Below are 18,324 nucleotides of genomic sequence, written 5' to 3'. Positions count from 1 at the left end.
ACACATGCAATGGGAAGTTGTGATCGGGCTGGAAATTCACACCCAGCTGGCCACCCAGTCGAAGATCTTCTCCGGCAGCGCCACCACCTTCGGCTCCGAGCCGAACACCCAGGCCAGCCTGGTTGACCTGGGCATGCCCGGCGTACTGCCGGTGCTGAACCAGGAAGCCGTGCGCATGGCCTGCATGTTCGGCCTGGCGATCGACGCCGAGATCGGCAAGCGCAACGTGTTCGCGCGCAAGAACTACTTCTACCCGGACCTGCCCAAGGGCTACCAGATCAGCCAGATGGACCTGCCGATCGTCGGCAAGGGCCACCTGGACATCGCCCTGGAAGACGGCACCATCAAACGCATCGGCGTGACCCGCGCGCACCTTGAAGAAGACGCCGGCAAGAGCCTGCACGAAGACTTCAGCGGCTCCACCGGCATCGACCTGAACCGCGCCGGCACGCCGCTGCTGGAAATCGTCTCCGAGCCGGACATGCGCAGCGCCAAGGAAGCCGTGGCCTACGTCAAGGCGATCCACGCCCTGGTGCGCTACCTGGGCATCTGCGACGGCAACATGGCCGAAGGCTCGCTGCGTTGCGACTGCAACGTCTCGATCCGCCCGAAAGGCCAGGCCGAGTTCGGCACCCGCTGCGAGATCAAGAACGTCAACTCGTTCCGCTTCATCGAGCGCGCCATCAACAGCGAGATCCAGCGCCAGATCGAGCTGATCGAGGACGGCGGCAAGGTGGTCCAGGAAACCCGCCTGTACGACCCGAACAAGGACGAGACCCGCTCCATGCGCAGCAAGGAGGAAGCCAACGACTACCGTTACTTCCCCGACCCGGACCTGCTGCCGGTGGTCATCGAGGACAGCTTCCTCGAAACCATCCGCGCCGGCCTGCCGGAGCTGCCGCCGCAAAAAGTCGAGCGCTTCCAGAGCCAGTACGGCCTGTCGGCCTACGACGCCAACGTGCTGGCCTCCAGCCGCGAGCAGGCGGACTACTTCGAAGAGGTGGTGAAGATCGGTGGCGATGCCAAGCTTGCGGCCAACTGGGTGATGGTCGAGCTGGGCAGCCTGCTCAACAAGCTGGGCATCGAGATCGACCAGGCGCCGGTAACCGCCGCGCAGCTGGGTGGCATGTTGCAGCGCATTCGCGACAACACCATCAGCGGCAAGATCGCCAAGACCGTGTTCGAGGCCATGGCCGCCGGTGAAGGCGATGCCGACAGCATCATCGAAAGCCGTGGCCTCAAGCAGGTCACCGACACCGGTGCGATCGACAAGATGCTCGACGAGATGCTCGCCGCCAATGCCGAGCAGGTCGAACAGTACCGCGCCGCCGACGAGGCCAAGCGGGGCAAGATGTTCGGCTTCTTCGTCGGCCAGGCGATGAAGGCGTCCAAAGGCAAGGCCAACCCGGGGCAGGTGAACCAATTGCTCAAGGCCAAGCTCGAAGGGTGAGCTGAAAAACGCGGCGAGGGCTTTGCCCTCGATCGCGGATGAATCTGCTCCTACAAACACACACCTGTAGGAGCGGATTCATCCGCGATGGGCCGCACAGCAGCCCCAACAGCAGCACCGGAGCATCACCTTGCTAAAACGATCCCTCGGCACCCTGGCCCTGTTCTCCTTCCTGGCCGGCTGCGCCAGCCACGACATCGACCCCCGCGGTTACAACGAAACCGGTACCGCCTCCTATTACGGCTCGCGCCACCACGGCAAACGCACCGCCAGCGGCGAAGCCTTCAACCAGCACGGCCTGACCGCCGCCCACCGCAGCCTGCCCTTTGGCAGCCGCGTGCTGGTCACCAACCTTGCCAACCAACGCAGCGTGGTCGTGCGCATCAACGACCGCGGCCCGCACACGCGTGGCCGGCTGATCGACCTGTCACGCGCAGCCGCAGAAAAAATCGGCATGCTCCGTAGCGGAACGGCGCGCGTCCGGGTACAAGGTCTGAGCGACTGACACCACTGGAGCCCCGACCATTTTCGACCTGGCCACCCTCCCCACCTTCAGCCTCCTGCAACTGGGCCTGGCCCTGCTGTTGCTGGTGGCCGGCGCCGAACTGATGGTGCGCGCCGCCCTGCGCCTGGCCCTGCGCCTGCATGTGCGGCCGCTGATCATCGGCCTGAGCCTGGTGGCGTTCGGCAGTACCGCGCCGCAACTGACCGTGAGCCTGCAGGCGGCCTACCAGGGCGCGCCCGACGTGGCCGTGGGCAGCGTGATCGGCAGCAACATCTTCAACGTGCTGGTGATCCTCGGCCTGGCGGCGCTGATCATCCCGCTGCGGGTCTCACGCCAACTGGTGCGCCTGGACATCCCGCTGATGATCCTTGCCAGCGCGCTGGTCTACGCCCTGGCCGCCAACGGCCACCTGGGCCGGCTGGAGGGCTTGCTGTTGTTGCTGGGCCTGCTGGGCTACCTGGGCATGCTCTGGCACCAGTCGCGCCACTACGCCCGCACCTACCCCGCCCCGCGCCCGCTCAGCAGCAGCCCGGCACGCTTCTGGTCCGGCACCCTGCTGCAGGTGCTGTGCGGCCTCGGCTTGCTGAGCCTGGCCGGCCACCTGCTGCTCGAAGCCGCGGTGGAAGTGGCGACCGACCTGGGCCTGTCCGAGCGCATCATCGGCCTGACCGTGGTCGCGGTCTGTACCTCGATGCCCGAACTCGCCGCGGCGCTGATCGCCGCCCTGCGCGGCGAGCGGGAAATCGCCGTGGGCACGGTGATCGGCAGCAACCTGTTCAACCTGCTGGGGGTGCTGGGCCTGACCGCGCTGATCACTCCCGAGACGCTGACCATTTCCCCCAATGCCCTGGGCTTCGACCTGCCGGTGATGCTCGGCGTCGCCGCCCTGAGCCTGCCGGTGTTCTACTCCGGCTACCGCATCACCCGCGCCGAAGGGCTGGTGTTCCTGTGCCTGTACCTGGCCTACGGCCTGCACGTGGCGGCCTTTACCATGGGCATGCCGCTGGCCGGCCGCCTGGAGCGGTTGATGCTGTTCTATGTCCTGCCAGTGCTCGGCGTGGTGTTGCTGTTCACCACGGTGCGCGCCTGGCGCCGCCAACACTAAGGAAAACAACATGGCTGAAAACAACACTGGCGAACAGATTCGCCGCCAGGTCATGGGCGACGCATTCGTCGACCGCGCCCTGGGCAACGCCACCGAGTTCACCCAACCGCTGCAGGACTTCGTCAACCAGCACGCCTGGGGCAGTGTCTGGGCGCGTGAGGGCCTGCCGCTGAAAACCCGCAGCCTGATCACCCTGGCCACGCTGACGGCACTCAAGTGCCCGCAAGAGCTCAAGGGCCATGTGCGCGGTGCGTTGAACAATGGCTGTACGGTGGAGGAGATTCGCGAGGCGCTACTGCATTGCGCCGTGTATGCGGGGGTGCCGGCGGCGATCGATGCGTTCAGGGCCGCGCAGGAAGTGATCGACAGTTACCAGGCTTGAACGATCGGTGGCCAGTACTGGCCTTATCGCCGGCAAGCCGGCTCCCACGTTGACCGCAGCGCTGCTGATCCCTGTGGGAGCCGGCTTGCCGGCGATAGGGCCGGAAAAGACTCAGCCCTTGGCCTGCCGAGCTTTCTTCAGGCGGAAGGCGACGTAAAGCACGGCAATCCACCCCGGAATCAGCATCACCGAGATGCGAATCGGCGGGGTCAGGTACATCACCACCAGAATCAGCACGATGAACGCCAGGCACAGGTAGTTGGTGAACGGGTGCCCCCAGCTCTGGTAGAACGGCTTGATACCCGCCGCCAGCTTGGCCTTGCGGAACTTCAGGTGGGTAATGCTGATGCTCGCCCAGTTGATCACCAGCGCCGACACCGCCAGCGCCATCAACAGGCCGAACGCCTCACCCGGCATCAGGTAGTTGATCAGCACGCACATGCCCGTGGCGAATGCCGACACGCCCAATGCCGTCAGCGGCACACCGCTGCGGCTGACCTTGAGCAGCTGGCGCGGCGCATCGCCCTGGCTGGCCAGGCCGAACAGCATGCGGCTGTTGGCGTACACGCAGCTGTTGTACACCGACAGCGCGGCGGTCAGCACCACGACGTTGAGGATGGTCGCCACCAGGTCGCTGTCCAGCTCGTGGAAGATCATCACGAACGGGCTGCCACCCTGCACCACCTTCTGCCAGGGGTACAGCGACAGCAGCACCGCCAGGGCACCGATGTAGAAGATCAGGATGCGGTACACCACCTGGTTGGTGGCCTTGGGGATGCTGTGGCGCGGGTTGTCCGCCTCGGCAGCGGTGATGCCCACCAGCTCCAGGCCGCCGAAGGAGAACATGATCACCGCCAGGGCCATCACCAGGCCGGTGACGCCATTGGGGAAGAACCCGCCGTACTGCCACAGGTTGGCCACGCTGGCATCCGGGCCGCCATGGCCGCTGCCCAGCAGCCAGGCACCGAAGCCGATCATGCTGACGATGGCCACCACCTTGACCAGGGCGAACCAGAACTCCATCTCGCCGTAGACCTTCACCTGGGTCAGGTTGATGAGGTTGATCACCACGAAGAAGATCGCCGCCGTGGCCCAGGTGGGGAATTCCGGCCCCCAGTACTGCACGTAGATGCCCACGGCCGTGAGCTCGGCCATGCCGACCAGCACGTACACCACCCAGTAGTTCCAGCCCGAGACGAAGCCTGCGAACTCGCTCCAGTACTGGTGGGCGAAGTGGCTGAAGCTGCCGGCGACCGGCTCCTCGACCACCATCTCGCCAAGCTGGCGCATGATCAGGAAGGCCATCAGGCCAGCCACGGCATAGCCCAGCAAAACGGAGGGGCCGGCCAGCTGGATGGTCTGGGCGATGCCCAGGAACAACCCGGTGCCGATGGCCCCGCCCAGCGCGATCAGCTGGATATGGCGATTCTTCAGCCCGCGCTGCAAGCGCTCGGGCGTGCTCTGGTCTTGCATGAAGTGTCCTTTAGCTCAGTGAGGCGATGTTGTTGTGTTGTTGCAGTGAAGGATCTAGATCCATCCGCCCCACTGCAAGATGAAAATGCCAATATTGGTGGTGATCGCCGCCATTAGCGTAGTTATCACGATGATCGACGCCGCCAGCTCGTGGTTGCCATTGGCGGCGCGCGCCATCACGTAGCTGGCCGCCGCGGTCGGGCTGCCGATGTAGAGGAACAGGATGCCCAGCTCGGCCCCGCGAAAACCGCAGAGCCAGGCGCCGAGGGTGCCAACCAGCGGCAGCCAGACCATCTTCACCAGGCTGGCATCGATGGCCAGCTTGCCACTGTCGCGCAGCGCCGCCAGCGACAGGGTGCCACCAATGCAGATCAGCGCCAGCGGCAAGGTCATCTGCGCCAGGTAGTCGCCCGAGGTGAGCAGCCAGTTGGGCAGCGGCACCTGGCCGTAGGCCATGGGCGTGGCCACCAGCACGCTGATGATCAATGGGTTGCTGAGGATGCTCTTGCAGATGCTCCACGGGTCGGACTTCAGATCCGGGCTGTACACCGCCAGCACCACCGCCGACAGCGAGTTGTACATGAGGATCACCAGGCCAGCGAGCACCGCGCCCAGGGAGATACCGTAGTCGCCGTACAGGCTGGCGGCCAGGGCCAGGCCGATCACGCCGTTGTTGCCGCGAAACGCACCTTGGGTGTAGATGCCCCGGTCAGCCTCGGGGCAACGCCAGATGGCCAGGCCCCAGGCGGCTGCGAAACCGAGCAGGGTCACGGCGATGAAATAGAAGATCACGCCGGGTTTGACCGCGCTGGCCAGGTCGGCGTGATAGATGCCGAGGAACAGCAGCGCCGGCATGCACACGTTGAACACCAGCTTGGAGGCGACTCGGTTGAAGTTGTCGTCGATCAGGTTGATGCGTTTGAGCAGTACGCCCATGAACAGCATGGCGAAGACGGGCGCCGTGATGTTCAGCGTCTGGATGAGAAGGGCGAGCATGCGCAAGCGATCCTGGGAGGGTTGCCGTCAGGGGGGCTAATGATACGTCAACGCGTCAGGAGTTGCGGGATCGGCTGCAATTTAAAGCGATTTCGGTCTGTACCGGCCCCATCGCCGGCAAGCCGGCTCCCACAAGGACAGCGATGATCTGTGTGGGAGCCGGCTTGCCGGCGATGAAGGCGACGCCGATTTCAGCGCCGAACCGGGCGCTTCTGCAGCTTGCGCTGCAAGGTCCGGCGGTGCATGCCCAGCGCCCGCGCGGTGGCAGAGATATTGCCCTCGTGCTCGTTCAGCACCCGCTGGATGTGTTCCCACTGCAGGCGGTCCACCGACATCGGGTTTTCCGGCACCAGGGTATCCAGGTCGGTGTGCTCGGAGAGCAACGCCGCCAGCACATCGTCAGCGTCCGCCGGCTTGCACAGGTAGTTGCAGGCGCCACGCTTGACCGCCTCGACCGCGGTGGCAATGCTCGAGTAACCGGTCAGGATCACCACGCGCATTTCCGGGTCCAGCTCCAGCAGCTTGGGCAGCAGCACCAGGCCCGAGTCACCTTCCATCTTCAAGTCCAGCGTGGCGTAGTCCGGCAGGTCCTGCTGGGCCAGGATCAGCCCCTCCTCGGCGGAGCTCGCCGTGCTCACGCGGAAACCGCGGCGGCTCATGGCCCGGGCCATCACTCGGGTGAAAGTGGCATCGTCATCCACCAGCAGCAGGTGCGGCAGCTCTTCGCCTTCGACCTGGTTTTCTTCGCTCATCATTCATCTCCTCGCTTGCCATGGGGCAGGCGCAATTCGGTCAGGGTGCCACCCTGTTCATGACTATAGAGTTTCACCGAACCGCCCGCACGGGTCACGCTGGCCTTGCTCAAGAACAGGCCCAGGCCGAAGCCTTTGCCCTTGGTGGTAATGAAGGGTTTGCCGATTGCTTCGGCGATGGCCGGCGGCACGCCGGGGCCATGGTCACGGATGCTGATGACGATGTCGTGGGCGTCCCAGTCCAGGCGCACTTCCAGGTCATCGGGGCAGGCATCGGCGGCATTGTTCAGCAGGTTGAGCAGCGCCTGAGTCAGGTCGGGCGGCGGCGTCAGGCGCGGCACCTGGCCGTCGCGCAGGCGCTGGAAGCGGTAGCTGGCCTCCGGGCGCATCAGGTGCCAGCGGTTGAGCGCCTCATCGAGCCAGGCGGTGACGTCCTGCTCGACGATCGCCAGGCGGCGGTTGGCCTCGGCGGCGCGCACCAGTTGCTGCAGGGTTTCCTTGCACAGCTTGACCTGGTCCTGAAGGATCTGCAGGTCTTCCTGCAGCAGCGGATCGGGGTGGTCCTGGCGCATTTCGTTGAGCAGCACGCTCATGGTCGCCAGCGGCGTACCCAGCTCGTGGGCTGCACCGGCGGCCTGGGTGGCCACGGCCAGCAGCTGTTCGTCGCGCAGGCTTTCTTCGCGGCGCTCCGAACGCAGTTGCTCCTGGCGGCGCAGCTCCTCGGCCATGCGCGCGGCGAAGAAGGTGATCACTGCGGCGGCCAGGGCAATGCTCAGCCACATGCCGTAGACCTGCATCTTGTCGCGCGCCATCGGCAGCCCTTCGAGCGGGTAGAACTGCACCAGCAACAGGCTGTAGAGGGTCAGGGCGATGCCGGAAAGAATCAGCGAATACAGCCAGGGCAAGGTCACCGCGGCAATCGCCAGCGGCACCAGGTAGTAGGACACGAACGGGTTGGTCGAGCCGCCGGAGTAATAAAGCAGGGCACTGTGGATCAGCAGGTCGCAGGCCAGTTGCAGGGCGTATTCGAGTTCGGTGACCGGCAACGACAGGCGCAGGCGCAGCGCCGTGAAGGCGCACAGCAAGGACGACAGCGCCAGGGTGGCGGCCAGCGACAGCCACGGCAGCGGCAGCAGTTCGGTCCAGTAGGCCACGCCCACGGAGCCGGCCTGGGCGGCCAGGACCAGCACGCGGATGACGGTCAGGCGCCAGAGGTTCTGGCGAGTTGCAGACAGCGGTTGTACGGCGGCGAGCATGAGCTCTCCTGATGAGTGCTCCAGAAAAATCGGCTGGAGTATACCGAAGCCAGGCCCCTCACTGCAGCGATGCGGCAAACCGCCACACTTTGACACAGGTTCATGATGGCACTTTTGAACCCACTACACTGGTTTCGGTCTGATGGGTCATGCGTGGAATGGATGGCCAGACCCCACGCCTTTTATTGCCAAGGAGTATCCCATGCAAATCCCACGTCGCAGCGCGGCCCTGATCCTGTCTTGCGGCATGCTCGCCAGCCTGCCTGCGCTGGCAGCCGATGAGCCGCGCTACAACCAGGTATCGCTGCGCGCCGAAGTCAGCAAGGAAGTGCCGCGCGACCTGATGGTCGTGACGCTGTACAGCGAAGCGCAGAACAACGACCCCGGCAAGCTCGCCAAGCAGATCACCGAGACCATGAACAAGGCCGTGCAGCAGGCACGCCAGGCCAAGGACGTGAAGATCAGCCAGGGCAGCCGCAACAGCTACCCGATCTACGACAGCAAGGGCCAGAAGATCACCGGCTGGCGCGAGCGCGCCGAGCTGCGCCTGGAAGGTGCCGACTTCCCGGCCCTGTCCCAGCTCACTGCCGAGCTGCTCAACGACCTGAAAATGGGCGGCATGGACTTCTCCATCGCCCCCACTACCCGCAAGGCCAGCGAAGACGCCCTGCTCAAGGATGCGGTGGATGCCTTCAAGGCCCGCGCCCAGCTGGCCACCGAGGCTTTGGGCGGCAAGGGCTACAAGGTTGTCAGCCTGAACCTCAACAGCAGCGGCTACCCACGGCCGTACCTGCGCAGCGCGCCGATGGCCATGAAAGCCATGGCCGCCGATGAAGCGGCGCCAGCGCCGGACATCGAAGCGGGTACCAGTGAAGTCAGCATGAATGCCGATGGTTTGATCGAAGTGCAGATGCCTTGACCTGAGCGGGCCGCCTGGCGGCCCGATCGCCGGCAAGCCGGCTCCCACAGGAGCAGTACATCGCTCACCGTGGGCGCTGGCTTGCCAGCACTGACTACAAAGCTTTTGGAATTTTCCTACGCACTGCAACGGTGCATCCCACGCAAACCCCCGCCTCGAAATATCCCGCAAAAAGCCATCATTTTGCCAACGCAAACGTTCAACTTCGTCGAAAGTTATACCGATGCGACATCCATGTACGCTCGTACTACTTTTCTGACGCCAACTATCCTTCTGAGTGTTGCATTGGGAATAGCCCCTGCATAAGTATCGCCAGGTCGGCTCACGAGGCCACCTCAAACCAAAAATGACAACAATGAGGCCACCATGCTCAAACACGCAGTCATTCCGTTCCTGCTCGGCGCAGGCCTGTTCGCTGGCGCCCCCCTGGCCCACGCCGCGTCCAACCTGGTGTTCTGCTCCGAAGGCAGCCCGGCGGGCTTCGACCCGGGGCAATACACCACCGGAACCGACTTCGACGCCTCGGCCGAGACCGTGTTCAACCGCCTGACCCAGTTCGAACGCGGCGGCACCGCGGTTATCCCGGGCCTGGCAACGTCCTGGGATGTGTCCAGCGACGGCAAGACCTACACCTTCCACCTGCGTGAAGGGGTGAAGTTCCACACCACCGACTACTTCAAGCCCAGCCGCCCATTCAACGCCGACGACGTGCTGTTCACCTTCGAGCGCATGCTCGACAAGAACCACCCCTTCCGTAAGGCCTACCCCACCGAATTCCCCTACTTCACCGACATGGGCATGGACAAGAACATCGCCAAGGTGGAGAAGCTCGACGATAAAACGGTCAAGTTCACCCTCAACGAAGTGGACGCCGCGTTCATCCAGAACCTGGCGATGAGCTTCGCCTCGATCCAGTCGGCCGAGTACGCAGGCCAGCTGCTCAAGGATGGCAAGGCCGCCGACATCAACCAGAAGCCGATCGGCACCGGGCCGTTCGTGTTCAGCAAGTACCAGAAGGACGCGCAGATCCGCTTCAAGGGCAACAAGGACTACTGGAAGCCCGAAGACGTGAAGATCGACAACCTGATCTTCGCCATCACCACCGACGCCTCGGTGCGCATGCAGAAGCTGAAGAAGAACGAATGCCAGGTGACCCTGTTCCCGCGACCGGCCGACATCGAGCCGCTCAAGGCCGACAAGAACCTGCAGATGCCCCAGCAGGCCGGCTTCAACCTCGGCTACATCGCCTACAACGTGATGGACAAGATCAAGGGCAGCAACGAGCCCAACCCGATGGCCAAGCTTGAAGTGCGCCAGGCGCTGGACATGGCCGTCGACAAGAAGAAGATCATCGAATCGGTGTACCAGGGCGCCGGCCAGCTCGCCGTCAATGGCATGCCGCCGACCCAGTGGTCCTACGACACCAGCATCAAGGACGCCCCCTTCGACCCGGAAAAAGCCAAAGAGCTGCTGAAGAAAGCCGGGGTCAAGGAAGGCACCGAGATCACCCTGTGGGCCATGCCCGTGCAGCGCCCCTACAACCCCAACGCCAAGCTGATGGCCGAGATGCTGCAATCGGACTGGGCCAAGATCGGCATCAAGGCCAAGATCGTCAGCTACGAATGGGGCGAATACATCAAGCGCTCCAAAGGCGGCGAACAGGGCGCCATGCTGATTGGCTGGAGCGGCGACAACGGTGACCCGGACAACTGGCTGGGCACCCTGTACGGCTGCGATGCCGTCGACGGCAACAACTTCTCCAAGTGGTGCTACAAGCCCTACGACGACCTGATCAAGCAGGCCAAGGCCACCTCCGACCAGGCCAAGCGCACCGAGCTGTACCAGAAGGCCCAGCACATCCTCAAGGAACAGGTGCCGATCACCCCGATCGCCCACTCCACCGTGTACCAGCCGATGAGAGCCAATGTGAAGGACTTCAAGATCAGTCCATTCGCATTGAACGCGTTCTACGGCGTCAGCGTGGAAAAATAGCACCGGGCCACCCTCGCCCACTCCCTTAAGCCACACCCACCTCGGCGCTACCCGCGCCGGGGATGGGTCCCTGTTGCCGCCATTCACCCCAGGCACCTCAAGCATTGCGGGAGGACTGCCTGTGGGAGGCGGCTGGCCGGCGCTAGGGCCGGCACGCCCAACACAACACCTCAATTCTGCCCGGCGATCCCGTGGCAACCCTGGCAACACCGCAGCGAACCACCCGGCCCACAAGGCCAGGCAATAACTAAAAGAACAGAAAGGGAGCTTTAACTTGAGACTTTTCACTCTCACCGCACTGGCCCTGGCCGTCAGCGCCTATTGCGCCACGGCCCAGGCCGATACCCAGAGCCAGGCCTACGTCCCGTTCAGCCTCAAAGCCACCAGCGAACAAGGCCAGGCCCAAGGCTTCGTCGAGGGCCAGAGCCTGTCCGGCAGCACCCGCAACTGGTACGCCCGCGAACGCGCCACCCGCGCACCGCTGTGGAAGTACTCCAAGGGCGACGGCAGCCGCCACGACACCCACAGCCGCGACAACTGGGTGCAAGGCACCATCCTCAACTACAGCTCAGGCTTCACCCAGGGCACCGTGGGCTTCGCCGTCGAGGCCGCCGGCTACAACGCCATCGCCCTGGAGCAGGGCCGCGCCGCCGTCGCCGGGCCGAACAACCGCACCCTCACCCACAGCGACGGCGACCCTGTCGGCCAGTGGAGCAAGATGGGCCTGGCCAACCTCAAGGCGCGGGTATCCAACACCACCCTGACCGTCGGCCGGCAATCGGTGGACACGCCGATGATCGCCTACATCGGCAACCGCGCCCTGCCCTCCAGCTTCCAGGGTGCATTCCTGCACAGCGCCGAGTTCGACAACCTGTCGTTCGATGTGGGCACCTTCGATCGCGTCTCGCCGCGCAGCGAGCAGAGCCTGAGCAAGTTTCGCAGCGAATACGGCGCCACCGGCGTGGAAACCGACCGCGCCAGCACCGCCGGGGTCAACTACCAGCCGCTCAAGAGCCTGACCACCAGCCTCTACGCCAGCAAGGTCGACGATTTCTGGAACCAGTACTACTTCGGCGCCAACCACGTGCTCGGCGACAGCGCGGCGCTGAGCCTGACCACCGGCCTGAACTACTACAAGAGCGTGGACGCCGGCAGCCAGAAGATGGGCAAGATCGACAACGACACCTACAGCCTGTCGCTCGGCCTGACCCACCAGGCGCACACCCTCACGGCATCCTGGCAGCAGGTCAACGGCAACGAGTACTTCGACTACCTGCACGAAACCAACGGCATCTACCTGGCCAACTCGCTGCTGTCGGACTTCAACGGCCCCAACGAGAAATCCCTGCAGCTTGCCTATGTATTGAACATGGCGCCCTACGGCGTGCCGGGGCTCAAGTTCAACCTGTACAACGCCCGCGGCTGGGGCATCGATGGCACCCATTACCGGGGCAGCGCCTACGACGTCAAAGGCATGGACGGCGAAACCCACTACGAGTGGGGCATCGGCACCAGCTACGCGGTGCAGAGCGGGCCGCTGAAGGACACCAGCATCCGCGCCACCTACACCGCGCACCGGGCCAGCAAAGCCCAGGCCGATGGCAGCCTGGACGAGCTGCGCATCGTCACCACCATTCCATTCAACATCCTCTGACCGTTTGCGCCACGGCCCGCTTGCATCCGGGCCGTGGCGGCTACGCTGGAATCAAAGCATGCAGGGAGGTTCCATGACATCGCTAGCACTGCGCGCGGCCCTGGCCGCGATCTTCATCACCAGCGCCGGGCAACTGGCCGCCAAGCCCCTGGTGGTGTGCACCGAAGCCAGCCCGGAAGGCTTCGACGTGGTTCAGTACACCACGGCGGTCACCTTCGACGCCTCGGCCGAAACGGTGTTCAACCGCCTGGTCGACTTCAAGCCCGGCACCACCGATATCCAGCCGGCCCTGGCCGAACGCTGGGACATCTCGCCAGACGGCCTGAGCTACACCTTTCACCTGCGCCAAGGGGTGAAGTTCCACACCACCGACTACTTCACCCCAACCCGCGAGTTCAACGCCGACGATGTGCTGTGGAGCCTGAATCGCCAGCTCGACCCGGGCCACCCCTGGCACGACAAGACCAGCGTCGGCTACCCGTACTTCGAGAGCATGGCCTTCAAGCAGCTGCTCAAGTCGGTGACGAAGACCGACGAGCACACCGTGGTCATTACCCTGACGCGCCCTGAAGCGCCCTTCCTGCGGGACATGGCCATGGGCTTCACCTCGATCTACTCGGCCGAATACGGCGACCAGCTGCTCAAGGCCGGCAAGACCGGCGAGCTCAACAGCAAACCAATCGGCACCGGCCCGTTCATCTTCCAGCGCTACAACAAGGACGCCCAGGTCCGCTTCAAGCCCAACCCGGACTACTTTCGCGGCAAGCCGCCCAGCGATGCGCTGATCTTCGCCATCGCCACCGACAGCAACGTGCGCCTGCAGAAGCTGCGCGCCAACGAGTGCCAGGTAGCGCTGTACCCCAAACCTGACGACGTGCCCTCGATCAAGGCCGACCCCAGGCTCAAGGTGGCCGAGATCGAAGCCCTGGTCACCGGCTATATCGCCATGAACACCCAGCACAAGTACCTGAGCGATGTGCGCGTGCGCAAAGCCATCAACATGGCCTTCGACCGCCAGACCCACGTCGACCAGTTGTTCGGCAAGGGCAACGCGCTGGTCGGGGTGAACCCCTACCCGCCGACGATGATCGGCTACAACACCGAGAACCGGAACCCGCCCCGCGACCTGGACAAGGCCCGCCAACTGCTCAAGGATGCCGGCGTGCCGCCAGGCACGGTCATCACCTTGTTCACCCGCAACGGCGGCGGCCCGACCAACCCCAACCCGCGCCTGTCGGCAGAAATGCTCCAGGCCGACCTCAAGCAGGTCGGCCTGACACTGGATATCCGCGTGATGGAGTGGGCCGAAATGCTGCGCCGGGCCAAGAAAGGCGAGGCCGACCTGGTGTCCACCGGCTGGGCCGGCGACAACGGCGACCCGGACAATTTCCTCAGCCCTTTGCTCAGTTGCGAAGCCGCCAAAAACGGCGAGAACTACGCCCGCTGGTGCAACTCGAAATTCCAGGAGCTGATCACCCGCGCCCGCGAAGTGATCGACAACGACCAACGCGCAAGGCTCTATGCCGAGGCATTGAAGGTGTACGATGACGACCAGCCCTGGATCAGCATGGCCCATCCGAAGATGTTCACTGCCATGCGTGAGAACGTGGAGGGTTACGTGATCAACCCTCTGACCAACAACAACTTCGCCACCACCAAGGTGAAGTAGAACAACAACGATCGCCGGCAACCCACACGGGCACCGGCGGCACCGCCGTACAACGGCCGATGAGGTAACCCCGACAATGTTGAGTTTTATTGCCCGGCGCCTGGGCTTGCTGATACCGACCTTCTTCGGCATCACCTTGCTGACCTTCGCGCTCATACGCCTGATCCCCGGCGACCCGGTGGAAGTGATGATGGGCGAACGCAGGGTCGACCCCGAAATGCACGCCCAGGCCATGGAGCGCCTGGGCCTGAACAAGCCGCTGCCGGTCCAGTACCTGGACTACGTGGGCAAGCTGGCCCAGGGTGATCTGGGAGAATCGCTGCGCACCCGCGAGAGCGTGTGGACCGAGTTCCTCACCCTGTTCCCGGCCACCCTGGAGCTGTCGTTCGCCGCCTTGCTGTTCGCCGGCACCGTCGGCCTGCTGGCCGGGGTAATCGCGGCCCTCAAGCGTGGCTCGCTGTTCGACCATGGGGTGATGGGCATCTCGCTGGCGGGCTATTCCATGCCGATCTTCTGGTGGGGCCTGATCCTGATCATGTTCTTCTCGGTGAGCCTGGGCTGGACCCCGGTTTCCGGGCGCATCGACCTGCTCTACGACATCGAGCCGAAAACCGGCTTCATGCTCATCGACACCCTGCTCAGCGACGAAGAGGGCGCGTTCAAGGACGCGGTGATGCACCTGATCCTGCCGGCCATCGTGCTCGGCACCATCCCGCTGGCGGTGATTGCCCGCATGACCCGCTCGTCGATGCTCGAGGTGCTGCGCGAGGACTACATCCGCACCGCCCGCGCCAAGGGCCTGTCGCCGGCCCGCGTGGTGTTCGTGCACGGCCTGCGCAACGCGCTGATCCCGGTGCTGACGGTGTTCGGCCTGCAGGTCGGCACGCTGCTGGCCGGTGCGGTGCTCACCGAAACCATCTTTTCCTGGCCGGGCATCGGCAAGTGGCTGATCGAAGCCATCGGTGCCCGTGACTACCCCGTGGTCCAGAACGGCATCCTGTTGATCGCCTGCCTGGTGATCCTGGTCAACTTCGTCGTGGACATCCTCTACGGCCTGGCCAACCCACGCATCCGTCATCAGCGCTGAGGCCCCCGTCATGACTAGCCCGATTGCAAAATCCGTGGCGCCGGCCACCCCGGTGGACCAGAGCCTGCTCTACCCCTCGCCGTACAAGGAATTCTGGCACGCCTTCTCGCGCAACAAGGGCGCGGTGATGGGCCTGGCCTTCATGTGCCTGGTGGTGTTCTGCGCGCTGTTCGCGCCGTGGGTCGCCCCGCATGACCCCAGCGAGCAGTACCGCGACTTCCTGCTCACGCCGCCGGTGTGGCTCGAAGGCGGCAACTGGCAGTTCATCCTCGGCACCGACGAGCTGGGCCGCGACCTGCTCTCGCGGCTGATCCAGGGCGCGCGGCTGTCGCTGCTGATCGGCCTGTCCTCGGTGGTGATGTCGATGATTCCCGGCATCCTCCTGGGCCTGCTGGCCGGCTTCTTCCCACACATCCTCGGCCCTTCGATCATGCGCCTGATGGACGTGATGCTGGCCCTGCCGTCGTTGCTGCTGGCCGTGGCGATCGTCGCCATCCTCGGCCCAGGCCTGATCAACACGGTGATCGCCATCGCCATCGTCTCGCTGCCCTCCTACGTGCGCCTGACCCGCGCCGCGGTGATGGGCGAGCTCAACCGCGACTACGTCACCGCCGCCCGCCTGGCCGGTGCCGGCCTGCCGCGGCTGATGTTCGTCACCGTGCTGCCCAACTGCATGGCGCCGCTGATCGTGCAGGCCACCCTGAGCTTCTCCTCGGCCATCCTCGATGCTGCCGCACTGGGTTTCCTGGGCCTTGGCGTGCAGCCGCCGACCCCGGAGTGGGGCACCATGCTGGCCTCGGCGCGGGACTACATCGAACGCGCCTGGTGGGTGGTGAGCCTGCCTGGGCTGACGATCCTGCTGAGTGTGCTGGCCATCAACCTGATGGGCGACGGCCTGCGCGATGCGCTGGACCCGAAACTCAAGAACGCCGCCTGAGGAGAGCGCCATGTCACTGTTGCAGATCAACAACCTGAACGTGCGCTTCGGCGACGCCAATGCCGTGCCGGTGGTGGATGGCCTGGACCTGGCGGTGGATGCCGGCGAGATCCTGGCCATCGTCGGCGAGTCCGGCTCGGGCAAGTCGGTGACCATGATGGCCCTGATGGGCCTGATCGACGCCCCCGGGCGCATCACCGCCGATACCCTGAGCTTCGATGGCACCGACATGCTCAAGCTCAGCGGCCGCCAGCGGCGCAAGGTGGTGGGCAAGGACATCGCCATGGTCTTCCAGGACCCGATGACCGCGCTCAACCCAAGCTACACCGTAGGCTTCCAGATCGAGGAAGTGCTGCGCCAGCACCTGGGCCTGAAGGGCAAGGCCGCACGCCAGCGCGCTCTGGAGCTGCTGAAAAAGGTCGAGATCCCGGCCGCCGAAAGCCGCCTGGACGCCTACCCGCACCAGCTCTCGGGCGGCATGAGCCAGCGCGTGGCAATCGCCATGGCGATTGCCGGCGAGCCCAAGCTGCTGATCGCCGACGAACCGACCACCGCGCTCGACGTGACCATCCAGGCGCAGATCATGGAGCTGCTGGTGAACCTGCAGAAGGAGCGCAACATGGCGCTCATCCTGATCACCCATGACCTGGCCGTGGTCGCCGAAACCGCCAGGCGCGTGTGCGTGATGTATGCCGGCCAGGCAGTGGAAGTGGGGCAGGTGCCGGCGCTGTTCGAGGTACCCGCCCACCCCTACAGCGAAGCGCTGCTGGCGGCGATCCCCGAGCACAGCCTGGGCGCCGAACGCCTGGCCACCCTGCCCGGCATCGTGCCCGGCCGCTACGACCGCCCCGCGGGTTGCCTGCTGTCGCCGCGCTGCCCGTATGTGCAGGACAACTGCCGGCGCCAGCGCCCGGCCCTCGAACCCCAGGCCCATAGCCTGGTGCGTTGCTTCTATCCGCTGAACCAGGAGGTGGCGTGATGGCCGTCGTTCTCACTGCGCGGGAGCTGACCCGGCATTACGAGGTATCCCGCGGCCTGTTCAAGGGCCATGCGCTGGTGCGTGCACTCAATGGCGTGTCGTTCGAGCTGGAGGCGGGCAAGACCCTGGCCGTGGTCGGTGAGTCCGGCTGCGGCAAGTCGACCCTGGCGCGTGCCCTGACGCTGATCGAAGAGCCTTCATCGGGCTCGCTGCAAATTGCCGGCACCGAGGTCACCGGCGCCAGCAAGCAGGCGCGCAAGCAACTGCGCCGCGATGTGCAGATGGTGTTCCAGAGCCCATACGCTTCGCTCAACCCAAGGCAGAAGATCGGCGACCAGCTGGCCGAGCCGCTGCTGATCAATACCTCGCTGAGCAAGGCCGAACGGCGCGAAAAAGTGCAGAAGATGATGGAGCAGGTCGGCCTGCGCCCCGAGCACTACCAGCGTTATCCGCACATGTTCTCCGGCGGCCAGCGCCAGCGCATCGCCCTGGCCCGGGCGATGATGCTGCAACCGAAGGTGCTGGTGGCCGACGAGCCGACATCAGCGTTGGACGTGTCGATCCAGGCCCAGGTGCTGAACCTGTTCATGGACCTGCAAAAGGAATTCAACACCGCCTATGTGTTCATCTCGCACAACCTGGCGGTGGTGCGCCATGTGGCCGACCAGGTGCTGGTGATGTACCTGGGGCGGCCGGCGGAGATGGGGCCGAAGGCGGATATCTACGAGAAGCCGCTGCATCCGTATACGCAGGCGTTGCTGTCGGCGACGCCGGCGATTCACCCGGACCCGCTGAAGCCGAAGATTCGCATTGCCGGGGAATTGCCCAACCCGCTGAACCCGCCGGATGGCTGTGCGTTTCACAAGCGCTGCCCGTATGCGACGGAGCGCTGTGGCAAGGAAGTGCCGGCGTTTCGGCAGGTGGGGAGTCGGCAGGTGGCCTGTCATTATGCAGAGCAGTTTTTGTAGAGGTAGATAGCGGGGGCTGCTTTGCAGCCCTTTCGCGACACAAGGCCGCTCCTACAGGGGATCGCCTATTCCTGTAGGAGCGGCCTTGTGTCGCGAAAGGGCCGCAAAGCGGCCCCGACAATCTCAATGCATGAATATCGCGATCAGGATGATCACCGGAATCGGTACCCCAAGCATCCACAGCAGTAATGAGCGCATGA

At 64.6% G+C, this 18,324-nt stretch carries 16 protein-coding genes; 12 read left to right on the top strand and 4 right to left on the bottom strand.

All coding sequences use genetic code 11. From position 1 onward, the window contains the following. Positions 1 to 4: 4 nt before the first annotated feature. The 4 genes from gatB to ACIPG5_RS12065 all read left to right on the top strand — a co-directional run bounded on the left by gatB (position 5) and on the right by ACIPG5_RS12065 (position 3,442). On the top strand, positions 5 to 1,450 hold the full coding sequence (gatB, locus tag ACIPG5_RS12080; RefSeq protein ID WP_176517453.1) for an Asp-tRNA(Asn)/Glu-tRNA(Gln) amidotransferase subunit GatB: 1,446 nt from the start codon (positions 5 to 7) through the stop codon (positions 1,448 to 1,450). 130 nt (positions 1,451 to 1,580) lie between these two features. Further along, positions 1,581 to 1,955, top strand: a complete 375-nt coding sequence (locus tag ACIPG5_RS12075; protein WP_176517454.1) for a septal ring lytic transglycosylase RlpA family protein — start codon at positions 1,581 to 1,583, stop codon at positions 1,953 to 1,955. Between the two features lie 61 nt (positions 1,956 to 2,016). Further along, positions 2,017 to 3,060 carry a calcium/sodium antiporter gene (locus ACIPG5_RS12070; protein ID WP_286914501.1) on the top strand — a complete coding sequence of 348 codons (1,044 nt, stop codon included), beginning with the start codon at positions 2,017 to 2,019 and terminating at the stop codon, positions 3,058 to 3,060. A 10-nt stretch (positions 3,061 to 3,070) separates the two neighbouring features. Continuing rightward, positions 3,071 to 3,442: a carboxymuconolactone decarboxylase family protein gene (locus ACIPG5_RS12065; protein WP_236193540.1), complete on the top strand. Its 372-nt coding sequence runs from the start codon at positions 3,071 to 3,073 to the stop codon at positions 3,440 to 3,442. A gap of 111 nt (positions 3,443 to 3,553) precedes the next feature. On the opposite strand, the gene ACIPG5_RS12060 is transcribed toward ACIPG5_RS12065, so the two are convergent. The 4 genes from ACIPG5_RS12060 to ACIPG5_RS12045 form a co-directional block, all read right to left on the bottom strand. Continuing rightward, positions 3,554 to 4,915 (bottom strand): amino acid permease, encoded by a 1,362-nt coding sequence (locus tag ACIPG5_RS12060; RefSeq protein WP_401375182.1) that lies wholly within the window; start codon positions 4,913 to 4,915, stop codon positions 3,554 to 3,556. A 54-nt stretch (positions 4,916 to 4,969) separates the two neighbouring features. Continuing rightward, positions 4,970 to 5,911, bottom strand: a complete 942-nt coding sequence (locus ACIPG5_RS12055; protein WP_401375179.1) for an AEC family transporter — start codon at positions 5,909 to 5,911, stop codon at positions 4,970 to 4,972. 191 nt (positions 5,912 to 6,102) lie between these two features. After that, the gene (locus ACIPG5_RS12050; protein ID WP_016391130.1) at positions 6,103 to 6,663 is read right to left on the bottom strand and encodes a response regulator transcription factor; all 561 of its coding nucleotides are present in this window, start codon (positions 6,661 to 6,663) and stop codon (positions 6,103 to 6,105) included. Next, positions 6,663 to 7,919: an ATP-binding protein gene (locus ACIPG5_RS12045; protein WP_286914497.1), complete on the bottom strand. Its 1,257-nt coding sequence runs from the start codon at positions 7,917 to 7,919 to the stop codon at positions 6,663 to 6,665. The genes ACIPG5_RS12050 and ACIPG5_RS12045 overlap by 1 nt, the downstream gene beginning before the upstream one ends. Before the next feature lie 202 nt (positions 7,920 to 8,121). On the opposite strand from ACIPG5_RS12045, the gene ACIPG5_RS12040 reads away from it, so the two are divergent. The 8 genes from ACIPG5_RS12040 (at position 8,122) to ACIPG5_RS12005 (ending at position 18,124) form a co-directional block, all read left to right on the top strand. After that, complete coding sequence (locus ACIPG5_RS12040) at positions 8,122 to 8,838, top strand: SIMPL domain-containing protein (protein ID WP_401375175.1); 717 nt, start codon at positions 8,122 to 8,124, stop codon at positions 8,836 to 8,838. 366 nt (positions 8,839 to 9,204) lie between these two features. Continuing rightward, complete coding sequence (locus ACIPG5_RS12035) at positions 9,205 to 10,830, top strand: ABC transporter substrate-binding protein (RefSeq protein WP_401375172.1); 1,626 nt, start codon at positions 9,205 to 9,207, stop codon at positions 10,828 to 10,830. Positions 10,831 to 11,104: 274 nt separating this feature from the next. Further along, positions 11,105 to 12,484, top strand: coding sequence for an OprD family porin (locus ACIPG5_RS12030; protein ID WP_401375169.1), 1,380 nt, complete (start codon positions 11,105 to 11,107; stop codon positions 12,482 to 12,484). A gap of 73 nt (positions 12,485 to 12,557) precedes the next feature. Further along, positions 12,558 to 14,153, top strand: a complete 1,596-nt coding sequence (locus ACIPG5_RS12025; protein ID WP_401375166.1) for an ABC transporter substrate-binding protein — start codon at positions 12,558 to 12,560, stop codon at positions 14,151 to 14,153. Positions 14,154 to 14,229: 76 nt separating this feature from the next. Then, a complete protein-coding gene (locus ACIPG5_RS12020; RefSeq protein WP_016391137.1) occupies positions 14,230 to 15,240 on the top strand; it encodes an ABC transporter permease subunit in 1,011 nt (336 codons plus the stop codon). Between the two features lie 10 nt (positions 15,241 to 15,250). Next, positions 15,251 to 16,177, top strand: coding sequence for an ABC transporter permease subunit (locus ACIPG5_RS12015; protein ID WP_286914491.1), 927 nt, complete (start codon positions 15,251 to 15,253; stop codon positions 16,175 to 16,177). A 10-nt stretch (positions 16,178 to 16,187) separates the two neighbouring features. Further along, positions 16,188 to 17,156 (top strand): ABC transporter ATP-binding protein, encoded by a 969-nt coding sequence (locus ACIPG5_RS12010; protein WP_176515400.1) that lies wholly within the window; start codon positions 16,188 to 16,190, stop codon positions 17,154 to 17,156. Continuing rightward, positions 17,156 to 18,124 (top strand): peptide ABC transporter ATP-binding protein, encoded by a 969-nt coding sequence (locus tag ACIPG5_RS12005; protein WP_176515397.1) that lies wholly within the window; start codon positions 17,156 to 17,158, stop codon positions 18,122 to 18,124. The genes ACIPG5_RS12010 and ACIPG5_RS12005 overlap by 1 nt, the downstream gene beginning before the upstream one ends. Positions 18,125 to 18,324 lie beyond the last annotated feature (200 nt).

The organism is Pseudomonas sp. NPDC087029 (assembly GCF_044745345.1).
GTDB lineage: Bacteria > Pseudomonadota > Gammaproteobacteria > Pseudomonadales > Pseudomonadaceae > Aquipseudomonas > Aquipseudomonas faucium.
This window is presented reverse-complemented; position numbering and strand designations above follow the sequence as displayed.